Raw genomic sequence first — 13,997 nt, forward strand, 5'->3', positions numbered from 1 at the left:
ATACAGTGTGAAACTTAATGAAACACCTTCTTATTGATTCTTAATTTTATTATTGAGAAATTAAATCCTATTTTTGTCATACAAATTTTTTGAACAATGCCGAATATTTCAAACAGAGCGCTGCATATGCCGCCATCGCCGGTAAGAAAACTGGTTCCCTTTGCATTACAAGCAAAACAGAAAGGAATAAAAGTATACCACCTTAATATTGGACAGCCTGATATTGAAACTCCGGAAACAGCTTTAAATGCTTTAAAAAACATCGATTTAAAAGTATTGGAATATGCACTTTCTGAAGGAAATATAGAATACAGAAAAGCCCTTACAGAATATTATCATTCATTAGGTTTTTCAGATCTTACCCCTGATAATTTCATTGTTACCAATGGAGGTTCTGAAGCCCTGAACTTTGCTATTTCTACTTTATGTGACGAAGGTGATGAAGTGATTATTCCTGAGCCTTACTATGCCAACTACAATGGTTTCACCAGCACATTTGATGTGAATGTAGTAGCGGTATCTTCTACTATTGATACTGGTTTTGCTCTGCCTCCTATTGAAGAATTCGAGAAAAAAATCACAGAAAAAACAAGAGCAATCATTATCTGTAACCCAGGAAACCCTACCGGATATCTGTATACCCGTGAGGAGCTTCAGCAGCTTGCAGACATTGCTTTGAAATATGATATCGTAATCATTTCTGATGAAGTATACAGAGAATATGTATATGACGGAAAACAGCAGATCTCAATGTTTGATTTCCCTGAACTGAGCGAAAACTGTATCATCATAGATTCAGAATCCAAGCGTTATTCTATGTGTGGAGTAAGAATCGGATGTATGGTTACCCGTTCCAACAAAATCCGTAATGCTGCCATGCTTTTTGCACAGGCGAGATTGAGCCCGGTTCTTTTAGGACAGATTGCAGCAACAGCAGCACACCAGAATGATGGGGCTTACATCAGAGCTGTAAGAGAAGAATATACCCACAGAAGAAATGTATTGGTAGATCTTTTAAATGCTATTCCTGGAGTTATCTGCCCAAAACCAAGAGGAGCTTTCTACTGTGTTGCTGAACTTCCGGTAGATGATACTGAAAAATTTGCACAGTGGCTGCTTGAAAAATATGCTCTTAACAACGAAACCATCATGGTAGCTCCTGCAGGAGGATTCTACAGTGATCCGGAATTAGGAAAGAAACAGGTAAGAATTGCCTACGTTCTGAAAGAAGAAGATTTAAAAAGAAGTGCTGAAATTCTTAAAGAAGCTTTAAAGAAGTACAGAGAAGAATTCAGTCTGTAAAATATATCCTATGCCGACAACAAAAAAACTCTATCTGAAAATACTGTTTTCGATTCTTTTGCTGTCGGCATTTTTTTCCTGTGATTCCAAAAAAACGGAACAGACTATTTCTCACAAAAATCCGCACGAGATTACTTTCATCAGTGTATCCGAAATCGGAGGACATCTTGGAAATTACAGAATTATTAAAGTCACAAAAGATTCCGTTTTTGCAGAAAAAGGAATGACAGCCACTCAAACTCATACAAAATGGGGGTCTGCCATCAATTCCAACACATGGAAACAGCTTATCTCATCGGTAAGGATTGTAGATCTTGACCATATAAAAAGTTCTCCCAGCCAGCAATCGGCAGACGGAACAGATGAAACTTTCCAGATCCGGACTCCGAAAAAATCACACATCTATGTGAATGCTTATGTGGATACTTTACATTACAAGCAGCTACAACAACTTAAAGAACAACTAGACAAAATTCTTCCCCAAGAATACAAATAAAACATGCAGGAAAATTTTTCATTAAAACCTTATAACACATTCGGTGTTGAAGCCAAAGCCCGCTACTTTACAGAGGTCAATACAATTGATGAATTAAAAGAGGCCCTTATTTTCTCGGAAACCCAATCTCTTCAGCTTCTGTTTTTGGGAGGAGGAAGTAACATTCTTCTTACCAAAGATTTTGATGGTCTGGCTATCAGACTTAATTTAAAAGGAATTACCGAAGAGAATGTCAATGAAAATGAAGCACTGGTAACCGCAAAAGCAGGTGAAAACTGGCATGAATTTGTGATGTACTGCCTGCAAAAGAATTTTGGAGGGCTGGAAAACCTTTCTTTAATTCCCGGAAATGTAGGAACTTCTCCGATGCAGAATATCGGGGCTTATGGGACAGAAATCAAAGATATTTTTGTCAACTGTAAAGTCTTGGATCTGGAAAATCTTGAACTTACAACATTCAACCTTGAACAGTGCAGGTTCGGTTACAGAGACTCTATTTTCAAACAGGAAGGAAAAGGCAGATATGTTATTCTGGAAGTCACTTTTAAACTTACCCGGAAAGACCATTCTATCAAAACAGAATATGGTGCTATCAAATCTGAACTGGAAAATCTCGGCATTGAAAATCCTACCATTCAGGATATTTCCAGAGCAGTAATCAATATAAGACAAAGCAAACTGCCGAATCCTAAAGAAATCGGAAATGCCGGAAGCTTTTTCAAAAACCCGACTATTCCTTTAATTCAATTTGAAGAATTAAAACGAAAGTTTGAAAATATTCAAGGCTACCCTAATGGTGATATGGTGAAGGTTCCTGCAGGATGGCTGATTGAACAATGCGGCTGGAAAGGAAAGCAGATTGGAAATGTAGCTTCACACAAACTGCAATCCCTGGTCATCATCAATGCAACAGGAAATGCTACCGGAAAAGAAATTTTTGACTTTTCTACTGAAATTATCAATTCTGTGAAAGAAAAATTCGGAATAGAGCTTGAACGGGAAGTGAATATTATTTAATCTAAAAAAAACATACAAGCTGTATTCATGATGAGTACAGCTTTTTTCTATTTGTTGGAAGGCGCAGAGTCCTTAATTTATGTTGAACTTTTAAGGCGCAAAGATTTTATCTTCGATAAAATTAAATATCGTATAATCTTTGCTACAGGATTTTATAATATTTACATGCTTGCTGAAAATCTTCGGTTTTCCTGCGTCTTAAAAACAGTCTGTTTTTCAAAATCTTTGCGACTTTGCGTTTTCCAACAAAATTAATTCAGAATCAATTCACATCCAGTCTCCGGAAAATCATTATTTTAGCTTAAAAATTACAACTCATGATGAAAATAGCTATTCTTGGAGCCGGAAATATGGGCCTTTCTTTTTCAAAATCATTTTTGAAATACGAACTGATCAAACCTGAACATCTGCATCTGATTATCAGAAATGAATCTAAAATCTCCAAAATAGCTGAAGAATTCCCCAAATCTAAAATTTCCACCTTTGAAGAAGTAAAGGAAATTGATTCTGATTTGATTATCATCGCTGTAAAACCTCAGGATTTTCAATCGGTTGCCCAAAATATTCAATTTACTTTAAAAGAAAACCAGATGGTATTATCCATCATGGCGGGAATCAATATTGAAAAAATTCAAAAATTACTGAACCATCCACTTGTTGTAAGAGCAATGCCAAACTCTCCTACCCTTCTGGGAATGGGAATTACGGGATATACAGCCGCAGAAGGAATTTCTTTCACTCAATTAATAAGTATAGAAAGATTACTGAACAGCACCGGAAGATCCGTTTATCTGGAAGAAGAAGAACTTTTAGACGGTGTTACAGCACTTTCCGGAAGTGGTCCCGCTTATTTCTATTACATCATTGATGCCATGATTAAGGCTGGCATTGAAATGGGAATTGAAGAAAATCTCTCTAAGCTTTTTGTAAAGCAGACGATGCTGGGAGCTTATCACCTGATCAATAACTCAGAAAAAAATCTTGAAGAACTGATTAACGATGTAGCATCTAAAGGCGGAACTACAGAAGCTGCTTTAAAAACATTTGAAGACAGCAGTTTAAAAGAAATTCTGAAACAGGGGATTCTGAATGCCGAAAAACGAGCCAAGGAACTTAATAATTAAATCTTTTTTCAAAAATCCTGCAAAATTCCCATCCCAGATACACGCCAAATGTATTCAGGATGATATCGTCTACCTCAAAGATTCCCATTCTTGTAAAGTACTGTAGAGCTTCAACAATAACGATACATGAGATAAAGCTAAAAATCAATGGTTTTAATTTTTTCAGGTCAGGAAAAATCCAACCCAAAAACCCAAAAGGAATAAACATGATAATATTTCCTAGAACAATCATCACAATATCTATCATCTTATTCGGGCCCTGGATAAATTTTATTGTAGAAAAAACAGGTTCTAAAGTAAGGAGATTTTCTTCATACTGAAATCTGCCCATTCCCAAAAACATCAGGTAAAGCAGAAACAGAGTATACGGAACAATAATGATTTTATATATTTTCTTTAACATTGAACTGCTAATATATTCATTTCAAAAACATTAAATTTGTGTATTAAAATAATTTAATGAAATACGTTCTACTTACACTTATTTCAGCAATGCTGCTGTCGGTTTCATGGCCAACTTATGGAGTTCCGTTTTTTATATTTTTTGCCCTTGTTCCTCTTCTGATGATGGAACATGGTGTTTCAAAATTTTCAGATTACAAAAGGAAAAGCTGGATTGTCTTCGGATTGTCTTATCTGTGTTTTGTGATCTGGAACATAGTAACTACAGGATGGCTGTATGGTTCAAAGAATCCTGATGGAAGCCATTCTCTGATGGCTGTTGTATTTCCGGTATTAGTCAATTCTCTTTTATATTCTTTAGTATTCCAATGCTATCACTGGTATAAAAATGCTCAGGGAACGTATTGGGGATTAGGATTCCTGATCGCGATCTGGATGAGTTTTGAAAAATTTCATCTAGGATGGGAGTTGACATGGCCGTGGCTGAACCTGGGGAATGTATTCGCTGATTATCCAAAACTGATCCAGTGGTATGACACTTTAGGAGCTACCGGAGGAAGTTTCTGGATTCTTCTGATTAACGTTCTGATTTTCTACACAGTAAGAACATGGGAAGCCGGAAGAAAGAGAAAAGATTTAATTAAAAATTCAACTATCGTTGGAGCTCTTATTATTCTTCCGATGATTATTTCAGTGATCAAATACAATAATTTTGCTGAAAAACCAACCGGACAGGTAAGCGTTCTGATGCTGCAGCCAGATCTTGATCCTTACGCCGAAAAATATTCAAAAGACAGCCTGACCATTGAGCAGGATTTATTAGCACTTGCTGAAAAAAACTCTACAGGTAAAATTGATTATTATATTGCTCCTGAAACCGCTCTTCCGGGGAGAGGATCTATTTCTGAAACAGCATTTGAAAAGAGTTTACTTCTCAATAATATCAAAGGATTTCTAGCCAATCATCCGGGATCTGTTTTTGCAACAGGAATTTCTTCACATCGTTTTTTTTATAATCCTGCCGATTTACCTAAAGAAGCCTATCAGATTAATAGCGGGGTTTGGGTGAGCAGTTATAATACTGCGATTCAACTTGTGCCTAATCAGAAAGTACAGGCCTACCACAAAGGAAAACTGGTACCGGGTGTTGAAATATTTCCTTATATGAATGTTTTAAAACCGCTTTTAGGAAATGCTATGCTCAACCTGGGAGGAACTGTAGCTTCTTTGGGAACAGACAAAGAAAGAGTTGCTTTTTCAAATCCGTACAACAAAGGGAAACTGGCACCTATTATCTGCTATGAAAGTATTTACGGTGAGTTTGTAACAGACTATGTGAAAAAAGGAGCCAATTTCTTAGCTATTATGACCAATGATTCCTGGTGGGGTGTTACAGAAGGACATAAACAGCTTTTATCTTATGCTAAACTTAGAGCCATTGAAACCAGAAGAGAAATTGCCCGCGCTGCAAACAGTGGAATTTCAGCGCATATCAATGCTAAAGGAGAAGTGACTGCTGATACTTTCTATGGAGACAAAACCGCTTTATTTGCGAAAGTAAACCTGTATGACACCAAGACATTCTATACCAGAGCAGGAGATATTCTTTCAAGGTTTTCCATATTTGCATTGGGGTTCTTACTGTTTTATTACCTTATTGAATGGTTCAAAAAGAAAACAAAGAAAGCATAGTTTTTAAACACAAACTGCACAAATCTTCACGAATAAAAAAGAGAAAAGCCAGCTGGACGTCTGGCTTTTCTCATTGATAGAAGATAGAATTGATTCAATTATTTAATCGTAAGCTTCCTTGTGGTTATTTCGTTTTTTATCTTCAGTTTTAATAGATACACTCCTTTAGGTAAATGGGACACGTCAATAGACTGATCTCCATTCACACTGATATTCAGTTTTTTTCCATCCATAGAATACATTTCAGCTTCAGAAACTTTTTCTCCTTTGATGTAGACTTTATCTGATACAGGATTCGGATAGATGACAAGCTGTTTAACAGATTTAATTTCGGATGTTCCCAATACACTTTGTACAGAAGCATCGGAATATACTTTTGAGGCATCAATAGATTTCACACTCCAGTATACATTCTGAATAGCCGGATCAAGGTCCAGAAACCATGATGGTGTCGTTACTATGTATTTTGCAATATCATGAGCTCCCTGTGTAGATCCTACCGTAATTTCATAGCGTAATGCATTCACCGGAGTTTTGTCATCAGATGCCCCACTCCATGCAAAATTAAAACGGTTTCCGCTTTTAGTCAGATTCAATTGAGTTGGCGCTGTGGGTTTCGCATTTTCAGCTGTAGAATTATTTTTAAAAACTTTAGTCAGTGAAGGCAGATCAGAAGCCGCCCAGTCAAATCCTCCCAATAAGATATCCAGATGATGATCATTATTAAAATCAAATAGATTGATCAGTCCCGGACCTCCCAGCGCAGTTATACCCGTTAAGATTCCTTCATTAAACTTATTATTGGAAACATCATAGATATACGTTTTCACAAAAGCATTATAGTCTTCATTCCCTGAAATGATAAAGTCATAATACCCATCATTATTAAGGTCACCAACACTTAATGCAACATCAGAAATATCACCTGCAGGTATTATCTGAGGAGTCAGTACGCCAGCACCGTCATTCATCAGAACAGCAAAATATCCGTCATCATTTCCATCTCTTCCAATCACTACAATATCCTGAAAACCATCCGCATTGAAATCTGCAAAATCTATTTTTCCTACCGCTACAGGAGCAAGGTCCTGCGTAGGAGTAAGAACTCCTGCCTGATTCATATATACTTTAGAAACCGGAGCACCATTGATATCCGACCCGATAATCACAAGATCCAGAAGTTTATCATTATTCAGATCTACTACTTTAAAGCTTCCATTCTGGGTTCCATCCACCCAGTTCCCTGTCATATCAAAACCATTACCTGTATTTTTATAATAGTCTAAACTGTTTCCAAAACCTCCGCCATGAGCATATTGAGTTCCGTTGATCGCATAATCTGATTTTCCATCGTGATTAAAATCAAAAACTTCTACAGATCCATAAATTTTCCCGGGAAGTTCAGCATCTTTTACAAAACCTGTTCCTGTATTTTTGAATCGGTACTGTTTATAATTCACAACATCCATATAGCTGAGTCCTGTGGAAATAATATCCATCAGCCCGTCATTATTATAATCAATAAATCTAATATCTCCAAGATGAGTCACATCAGCTCCCAATCCTGCATAAGGCAATAATGTTGTTCCATTGTTCTGATATACTTCATTATAAGTACTGTCTACATTTCCGTCACCATCAGAATCTATTGCTCCATTGAGCACGATATCCATTGTACCATTGTTGTCTATATCAGCAATATCTGCCGCAGAATAATAAAAATTATTCATGCTGGTCTGTACCTCAGTAAAATTCTGAGCCATCAGACTGACAGGCAACATAGACCATAAAATATAAATCCTCTTCATAGTTGTTTTTATTTAGATTAATTAAAAACAAAGATAGAATATTAAATTCTTTGCTCTAAAAAAAGCCTGTATGAAATATATCAGCACTGATTATCTGCTGTATCCCAAGGATTCTACTATTTTAAAAATTCATGATTATTAATCAGTCACTTATTTGCAAATATTTTCTAAAAGATTTGTCTATCTAAAAAATTCTTCGTTATTTTGCACTCTCAAATATTATACAAATAAGAACATCGAGATATGTCAAGAATTTGCCAAATAACAGGAAAGCGTGCAATGGTTGGTAACAACGTTTCTCACGCTAATAACAAAACGAAGCGTCGTTTTGAAATTAACTTATTAGAGAAGAAGTTTTACCTTCCAGAGCAAGATAAGCACGTAACACTGAAAGTATCAGCTCATGGATTGAGAGTGATTAACAAGATTGGAATCGAGGAAGCTATTGAAAGAGCTACTAGAAACGGATTGATTAAAAAGAATTAATAAATCATGGCAAAAAAAGGAAATAGAGTTCAAGTAATCCTTGAATGTACAGAGCACAAAGAAAGCGGTATGCCAGGAATGTCTAGATACATTTCTACAAAAAATAAAAAGAACACTACAGAGAGATTGGAATTGAAAAAATACAATCCTGTTCTTAAGAGATCTACCCTTCACAAAGAAATTAAGTAATTTATAAATAATAACTTACCATGGCAAAGAAAGTAGTAGCAACCCTACAAAGCGGTCAGTCTAAGAAAATGACAAAAGTGGTGAAAATGATTAAGTCTTCTAAATCAGGAGCTTACGTTTTCGAAGAAAAAGTAATGAATGCTGACGAAGTAGACGGTTATTTGAAAAAATAATCAGTACTTTGTTTACAATATAAAAAACTACTCATATTTTGGGTAGTTTTTTTGTTATCTTTGTGCACCAGATTAATAATCAGTAAAGTATGAAAAAGGTACTTGTTCTGGCTTGCACAGCAATTTTTCTATTTTCATTCAGTCAGAAAACAATGAGCCCTGTAGAATATAAAAGTTCGCCAAAAGTTTTCAGCATAAAAGGCCTGTCACAGTCAGTAAGTATTGACTGCGGGAGTTCTAAAATGATTTTATTATCTGGACAGGTGCCTCTGGATCCGGAAGGTAACCTTGTGGGAAATACTATAGAGGAGCAGACTCAGCAGGTATTCAAAAATATCGAAAGCATCCTGAAAGAATATGGGGGAACAGGAAAAGATATCATTAAACTTGGAATCTTTACCACAGATATCAAAAAAACACCTGATTTCAGAAAAGTCAGAGATTTGTATGTCAATCTTCAAAACCCTCCTGTAAGCACCCTTGTGGAAGTGAGCAGGCTTTTCAGAGATGATGTGCTTATAGAAGTAGAAGCCACAGCAGTGATTAAAAACAAATAAGAATAAACTAAAACTATGAGTTGGTTTAAAAATATTTTCAAAAAGGAAGAGAAAGAAACTTTAGACAAAGGATTGGAAAAATCCAGTCAGGGATTCTTTGAAAAAATGACAAAAGCCGTAGTCGGCAAAAGCAAAGTAGATGATGAAGTTCTTGATGATCTTGAAGAAATACTGATTGCATCCGATGTAGGCGCCTCTACTACTATCAAAATCATAGGAAGAATTGAAGAACGTGTTGCCAGAGACAAATATGTAAGCGTAAACGAACTTGACAAAATTCTTCGTGATGAGATTTCAGGACTACTGCTTGAAAATCCTCACGCCAGTACAGGAAATATTGATACCTCCAAAAAACCTTACGTCATTATGGTTGTAGGAGTGAATGGAGTGGGAAAAACAACGACTATAGGAAAATTGGCTCACCAGTTCAAATCAGAGGGTAAAAAGGTAGTTCTTGGAGCTGCTGATACCTTCAGAGCCGCTGCAGTAGATCAGCTTGTGATCTGGAGCGAAAGAGTGGGTGTTCCTATCGTAAAACAGGAAATGGGTTCTGATCCAGCTTCCGTAGCATTTGATACTGTACAAAGCGCTGTAGCACAAAATGCAGACGTTGTGATCATTGATACAGCAGGAAGACTTCATAACAAGATCAACCTGATGAACGAACTTTCCAAGATCAAAAGAGTAATGCAGAAAGTAATTCCTGATGCACCTCATGAGATCCTGCTGGTTCTGGACGGTTCTACCGGACAGAATGCCTTTGAACAGGCAAAACAGTTTACAGCAGCAACGGAAGTTAATGCATTAGCAGTTACAAAACTAGACGGAACAGCAAAAGGAGGTGTTGTAATTGGTATCTCTGACCAGTTCCAGATTCCGGTTAAATATATTGGTGTAGGCGAAAAAATGCAGGATTTGCAGCTTTTTAATGGTACGGAATTTGTAGACTCATTCTTCAAGAAAAGATGATTTATATCATGTTTTCCCTTATATTAGCAACAATCAATTTTAAATATTAACAATTAAAAAAATTTGCAACTATGGGAATACTAACATGGATTTTATTCGGTCTTATTGCGGGTGCAATCGCTAAAATGATCATGCCAGGAAGTCAGGGAGGAGGATGGCTAATCACTATTATCCTGGGGATCCTGGGAGCTTTTGTAGGAGGAGCTATAGGAGTTTACGTTCTACACTGGGGAGATGTTTCTTCATTCTGGAATCCAAGAAGCTGGATTCTTTCAATCGGAGGAGCTTTAATTATCCTATGGATTTATGGAATGGCTACCAAGAAAAGCTGATAAGTATTTATAAAAAATAAAATCCCGGATCTAAAATTTCAGATCCGGGATTTTTGTATACAATATAAAATTTAGTTTAGTTGTTGATTCTGATCTGATAAGGCATTTCCATTTTCACCTCAGACTGTAGTTTTTTATCTGTAATCTGCTGTAGAATCTCATAGTTGGATTTACCAATCTTATTTTTAATGATTCTGGCAGAAACATCTTCTTCATTCAGATCTTTAAAGATTTGTTCAAATGGTGACATTCTCTTAGGGAAAGCATCTATTTGATAAGATTTTAATCCTGCTTTTTGTGCAGCAAATTTCACCGCATCATTCAAAGTACCCAGCTCATCTACTAAGCCAATCTCTTTGGCACGAACTCCACTCCATACTCTACCACCACCTACATTGTCAATCTGCTCAAAAGTTTTCTTTCTGTTCTGAGTTACAAAATGTACAAATCTCTTATAAGTACCTTCTACACTTCTCGTCATCATATTTACTCCATAAGGCGTAACTCCGTTTAAGCCTGAATAATACATAGAGTTGGCATTGGTAGCTACAATATCCGCACGGATTCCGTTTTTGCTTGCAATATCTTTATAATAAGGCATTACCCCAAATACTCCGATAGAACCGGTAAGTGTATTAGGCTCTGAATAAATTTTATCAGCTGCCATGGCAACATAATATCCTCCTGAAGCCGCATAATCACCAAAAGAAACCACCAATGGCTTTTTCTTTTTCAGCTGCTGCAATTCAAATAAGATTTCATCCGAAGCATTGGCACTTCCCCCAGGAGAATTGATTCTGAAAACAACTGCTTTCACTTTATCATCTTCCTGAAGTTTTTTAATATACTTCACATATTTCTCAGAATGAATATCGTTATACTCATCTCCATTGTTAATAGATCCTGAAGCGTACAGTACAGCAATCTTTTCACCAGATTTATCTTCATCAGCATAAGAACTGATATAGTTTGTCAAAGAAATTTTATTAAGCTTTTCCTTATCTTTTACACTTAACTTCGTCTTAAGAAGATCTTCATATTCTGATTTCTGAATAAGTTTATCTGCAAGTTTATATTTTAAACTTTGTTCAGGAATCATTCCATATAAACTATCTGTAATTGTTCTGAACTGAGCGGTATCAATTTTTCTTGAAGCTGCCATTTTGTTGGACGTATTTTTCCAAAGGTCATTCAGAAGAGTGCTTAGCTGCTCTTTATTTTCCGGAGAAATATCATTCCTTAAAAAAGGTTCTACCGCAGATTTGAATTTACCGTGACGAATCACTTCAATTCCAATACCGTATTTATCAGCAAAATCCTTAAAGAAAGTAACTTCAGTAGAAAGACCTTTCAATTCAATACCACCTGCCGGATGAAGATAATATTTATCTGCTACCGATCCTAAATAGTAAGCTGATTGCGACACTCCGTTTCCGTAAGCATACACAAATTTTCCGCTCTTCTTAAAATCTTCAATAGCATTTCTAAGATCATCAATCTGAGTCAGACCTGCATTCAGATCATCTGCCTCAATACTGATCCCTTTAATATTATCATCGGTTTTAGCCTTATTAATAGCTTCCAGTGCATCATATAAAAGGACACTTTTATTTTGGGCGCCTATACCAAACAATCCCATCTGCTCTTCAGTAGGACTATCGATTATATTTGTTTTTAAATTAATCGTAAGAACCGAGTTCTTTTTCACCGCCACCGACTTATCATTTCCCATAGAACTGAACACAAGCATCATGATGAAAAAGATGAAAAATAAAGCGCAAAGTATGACAATTGCCACTATATTTGCCAAAACATTTTTAAAGAAACTTCTCATAAATCAATCAATTTTCTAATATGTCGCAGCATAAGGTCGTTTTGTTACTAGGAAGTAACTTAGGAGAGCAAAAAAAAAATGTAGAGCTTGCATTAAAGAGGTTAAAAGATGCTGGAAATAACATTTCACAAACCAGCGAATATTTAATGTCTGAGCCTGTAGAATTTGCCAGTTCCAATATTTTTTGTAATATTGCAGCAATAATATTCACACCTCTTTCACCAATTCAACTGCTTGATTGTATTAAGAATATAGAAGTTGAGATGGGAAGAATTAATGATTCAAAAGTATCTGGAGGCTATACTGACAGGATAATAGACATTGATATCATTAAGTATAATGAATTAAATTTTCAATCAGAAAGATTAGAAATCCCTCATAAAAAGCATCTTTTTGAAAGGGATTTTTCCAGAGTATTATTAAAAGATTTTATTTAAAACATAAAACATATTGTATGAAATTAGGTTTATTATTATTGGCTACGACATTGCCAATTGCAGCTTTCGCACAGAACAGCAGCACTACAGTAAACTCTTCCACAGAGTATCCTAATACATTCTCCTCAGGCTCCGCTAATGTACAAACTTTCGACAATAAAGCCAGACGCTTTAGAGACTGGTCTATTTCTGTCGGAGGTGGTCCTGCATTTATGGTTCACTCCGATTTAAAATCTATCCGTAAGGATAAGACCAATTGGGGGTACAATGCCTATGTAAGCGTAGACAAACAAATCACACATGCATTCGCTCTAAGCGTAATGTATATGAGAGGAGAAACGAAACAGACAGCACAGCTTCCCGGTGCTGCAGGAGTAAAATCAGGAGTAGCAACTGCAACAACACAGTTTGACAACATCTCTTTATTAGGAGATATCAACTTCTCGAACTTATTCAGAAGAGTAGACAACCACTCCCCTTACAGATGGGCATTCCATGGATATATGGGAATTGGAGTTCAGGGATTCAGAACGTCATTACATGATAATGATGAGTTCAGATGGAGTAATACTCCAAGAAGAGCCCCTTTATTCATTAAACAAGATATCGATATCAATTCTATCTTTTATCAGGGAGGTCTAGGAATAAAATATAATGTTTCAAAACTTATTGATGTTGAAGCAAGAACCATGTATATCATCAGTGGTGATGATGAATTTGATGGTGGCGGATGGGCTGATCCTAATGACTATGATCCTTCCACACCAGGTTCAAAATATAACATGCTAAACCCTAGAAGATCAGATAATGCCTGGACAGTAAGTTTAGGAGTATCTTTCAAATTAGGAAAGCAGTTATCTCACCTTGCATGGCATGACCCACTTCAGGAAGCTTACTACAGAACAAGTGTTCTTGAAAATGCATCAACAGATCTTGTTGTTTGCGAAAAAGGAGATGCTGATAATGATGGAGTATGTGATGATTGGGACAGACAGCTTGACACTCCTGCAGGAGCAAGAGTAGATGGTGCCGGAGTTGCTTTAGACATGGATCTTGACGGAGTTATTGACCTTTATGACAAGTGTGTAACTGTACCAGGACCTGTTGAAAATAACGGATGTCCTATCAAATAATTAATAAATCTAAAAATTCTTTTTCAAAAGAAATCAAATAATAATA

At 36.2% G+C, this 13,997-nt stretch carries 16 protein-coding genes; 13 read left to right on the forward strand and 3 right to left on the reverse strand.

What is annotated here, in order from left to right; translation table 11 throughout:
• Positions 1–96 precede the first annotated feature (96 nt).
• The 4 genes from ACTJIP_RS04815 (at position 97) to proC (ending at position 3,939) form a co-directional block, all read left to right on the forward strand.
• Positions 97–1,302 (forward strand): pyridoxal phosphate-dependent aminotransferase, encoded by a 1,206-nt coding sequence (locus tag ACTJIP_RS04815; protein ID WP_077419080.1) that lies wholly within the window; start codon positions 97–99, stop codon positions 1,300–1,302.
• A 10-nt stretch (positions 1,303–1,312) separates the two neighbouring features.
• On the forward strand, positions 1,313–1,798 hold the full coding sequence (locus ACTJIP_RS04820; RefSeq protein ID WP_440704171.1) for a hypothetical protein: 486 nt from the start codon (positions 1,313–1,315) through the stop codon (positions 1,796–1,798).
• Positions 1,799–1,801: 3 nt separating this feature from the next.
• Positions 1,802–2,815, forward strand: a complete 1,014-nt coding sequence (gene murB, locus ACTJIP_RS04825; protein ID WP_077419078.1) for a UDP-N-acetylmuramate dehydrogenase — start codon at positions 1,802–1,804, stop codon at positions 2,813–2,815.
• A 317-nt stretch (positions 2,816–3,132) separates the two neighbouring features.
• Positions 3,133–3,939, forward strand: coding sequence for a pyrroline-5-carboxylate reductase (proC, locus tag ACTJIP_RS04830; RefSeq protein ID WP_228408906.1), 807 nt, complete (start codon positions 3,133–3,135; stop codon positions 3,937–3,939).
• On the opposite strand, the gene ACTJIP_RS04835 is transcribed toward proC, so the two are convergent.
• Entirely contained in the window at positions 3,929–4,342 is a 414-nt protein-coding gene (locus ACTJIP_RS04835; protein WP_077419077.1) for a VanZ family protein, read from the reverse strand. The genes proC and ACTJIP_RS04835 overlap by 11 nt on opposite strands.
• 56 nt (positions 4,343–4,398) lie before the next feature.
• Here ACTJIP_RS04835 and lnt point away from each other — a divergent pair, with 56 nt between their 5' ends.
• Positions 4,399–6,033, forward strand: coding sequence for an apolipoprotein N-acyltransferase (lnt, locus tag ACTJIP_RS04840; RefSeq protein WP_077419076.1), 1,635 nt, complete (start codon positions 4,399–4,401; stop codon positions 6,031–6,033).
• A 98-nt stretch (positions 6,034–6,131) separates the two neighbouring features.
• Here the strand turns inward: lnt and ACTJIP_RS04845 are convergent, their stop codons facing one another.
• Entirely contained in the window at positions 6,132–7,841 is a 1,710-nt protein-coding gene (locus ACTJIP_RS04845; RefSeq protein ID WP_232538999.1) for a T9SS type A sorting domain-containing protein, read from the reverse strand.
• Positions 7,842–8,084: 243 nt separating this feature from the next.
• Here ACTJIP_RS04845 and rpmB point away from each other — a divergent pair, with 243 nt between their 5' ends.
• The 6 genes from rpmB to ACTJIP_RS04875 all read left to right on the forward strand — a co-directional run bounded on the left by rpmB (position 8,085) and on the right by ACTJIP_RS04875 (position 10,547).
• The gene (gene rpmB, locus ACTJIP_RS04850) at positions 8,085–8,327 is read left to right on the forward strand and encodes a 50S ribosomal protein L28 (protein ID WP_002976757.1); all 243 of its coding nucleotides are present in this window, start codon (positions 8,085–8,087) and stop codon (positions 8,325–8,327) included.
• Positions 8,328–8,333: 6 nt separating this feature from the next.
• Entirely contained in the window at positions 8,334–8,516 is a 183-nt protein-coding gene (gene rpmG, locus ACTJIP_RS04855; protein WP_027373683.1) for a 50S ribosomal protein L33, read from the forward strand.
• A gap of 20 nt (positions 8,517–8,536) precedes the next feature.
• A complete protein-coding gene (locus ACTJIP_RS04860) occupies positions 8,537–8,689 on the forward strand; it encodes a DUF4295 domain-containing protein (protein ID WP_073175385.1) in 153 nt (50 codons plus the stop codon).
• 89 nt (positions 8,690–8,778) lie between these two features.
• Positions 8,779–9,246 (forward strand): RidA family protein, encoded by a 468-nt coding sequence (locus ACTJIP_RS04865; RefSeq protein ID WP_077419075.1) that lies wholly within the window; start codon positions 8,779–8,781, stop codon positions 9,244–9,246.
• Positions 9,247–9,261: 15 nt separating this feature from the next.
• Positions 9,262–10,215 carry a signal recognition particle-docking protein FtsY gene (gene ftsY, locus ACTJIP_RS04870; protein WP_047386493.1) on the forward strand — a complete coding sequence of 318 codons (954 nt, stop codon included), beginning with the start codon at positions 9,262–9,264 and terminating at the stop codon, positions 10,213–10,215.
• Positions 10,216–10,286: 71 nt separating this feature from the next.
• Positions 10,287–10,547, forward strand: a complete 261-nt coding sequence (locus tag ACTJIP_RS04875) for a GlsB/YeaQ/YmgE family stress response membrane protein (protein ID WP_077419074.1) — start codon at positions 10,287–10,289, stop codon at positions 10,545–10,547.
• Positions 10,548–10,623: 76 nt separating this feature from the next.
• On the opposite strand, the gene sppA is transcribed toward ACTJIP_RS04875, so the two are convergent.
• On the reverse strand, positions 10,624–12,381 hold the full coding sequence (gene sppA / locus ACTJIP_RS04880) for a signal peptide peptidase SppA (protein WP_047386490.1): 1,758 nt from the start codon (positions 12,379–12,381) through the stop codon (positions 10,624–10,626).
• A gap of 20 nt (positions 12,382–12,401) precedes the next feature.
• Between sppA and folK the strand changes: the two genes are divergently transcribed.
• Positions 12,402–12,818, forward strand: coding sequence for a 2-amino-4-hydroxy-6-hydroxymethyldihydropteridine diphosphokinase (gene folK, locus ACTJIP_RS04885; RefSeq protein WP_077419072.1), 417 nt, complete (start codon positions 12,402–12,404; stop codon positions 12,816–12,818).
• A gap of 17 nt (positions 12,819–12,835) precedes the next feature.
• On the forward strand, positions 12,836–13,951 hold the full coding sequence (locus tag ACTJIP_RS04890) for a flagellar motor protein MotB (protein ID WP_077419071.1): 1,116 nt from the start codon (positions 12,836–12,838) through the stop codon (positions 13,949–13,951).
• Positions 13,952–13,997 lie beyond the last annotated feature (46 nt).

Origin of the sequence: Chryseobacterium sp. 22543, assembly GCF_052044565.1 — a bacterium.
GTDB lineage: Bacteria > Bacteroidota > Bacteroidia > Flavobacteriales > Weeksellaceae > Chryseobacterium.

Excerpts from the sequence above, each read along its gene's own strand:
- murB (WP_077419078.1), top strand. The coding sequence starts at position 1,802 with ATGCAGGAAAATTTTTCATTAAAACCTTATAACACATTCGGTGTTGAA.
- rpmB (WP_002976757.1), top strand. The coding sequence starts at position 8,085 with ATGTCAAGAATTTGCCAAATAACAGGAAAGCGTGCAATGGTTGGTAAC.
- ACTJIP_RS04820 (WP_440704171.1), top strand. The coding sequence starts at position 1,313 with ATGCCGACAACAAAAAAACTCTATCTGAAAATACTGTTTTCGATTCTT.
- ACTJIP_RS04875 (WP_077419074.1), top strand. The coding sequence starts at position 10,287 with ATGGGAATACTAACATGGATTTTATTCGGTCTTATTGCGGGTGCAATC.
- sppA (WP_047386490.1), bottom strand. The coding sequence starts at position 12,381 with ATGAGAAGTTTCTTTAAAAATGTTTTGGCAAATATAGTGGCAATTGTC.
- folK (WP_077419072.1), top strand. The coding sequence starts at position 12,402 with ATGTCGCAGCATAAGGTCGTTTTGTTACTAGGAAGTAACTTAGGAGAG.
- proC (WP_228408906.1), top strand. The coding sequence starts at position 3,133 with ATGATGAAAATAGCTATTCTTGGAGCCGGAAATATGGGCCTTTCTTTT.
- rpmG (WP_027373683.1), top strand. The coding sequence starts at position 8,334 with ATGGCAAAAAAAGGAAATAGAGTTCAAGTAATCCTTGAATGTACAGAG.
- ACTJIP_RS04845 (WP_232538999.1), bottom strand. The coding sequence starts at position 7,841 with ATGAAGAGGATTTATATTTTATGGTCTATGTTGCCTGTCAGTCTGATG.
- ACTJIP_RS04865 (WP_077419075.1), top strand. The coding sequence starts at position 8,779 with ATGAAAAAGGTACTTGTTCTGGCTTGCACAGCAATTTTTCTATTTTCA.
- ftsY (WP_047386493.1), top strand. The coding sequence starts at position 9,262 with ATGAGTTGGTTTAAAAATATTTTCAAAAAGGAAGAGAAAGAAACTTTA.
- ACTJIP_RS04815 (WP_077419080.1), top strand. The coding sequence starts at position 97 with ATGCCGAATATTTCAAACAGAGCGCTGCATATGCCGCCATCGCCGGTA.
- ACTJIP_RS04890 (WP_077419071.1), top strand. The coding sequence starts at position 12,836 with ATGAAATTAGGTTTATTATTATTGGCTACGACATTGCCAATTGCAGCT.
- lnt (WP_077419076.1), top strand. The coding sequence starts at position 4,399 with ATGAAATACGTTCTACTTACACTTATTTCAGCAATGCTGCTGTCGGTT.
- ACTJIP_RS04860 (WP_073175385.1), top strand. The coding sequence starts at position 8,537 with ATGGCAAAGAAAGTAGTAGCAACCCTACAAAGCGGTCAGTCTAAGAAA.
- ACTJIP_RS04835 (WP_077419077.1), bottom strand. The coding sequence starts at position 4,342 with ATGTTAAAGAAAATATATAAAATCATTATTGTTCCGTATACTCTGTTT.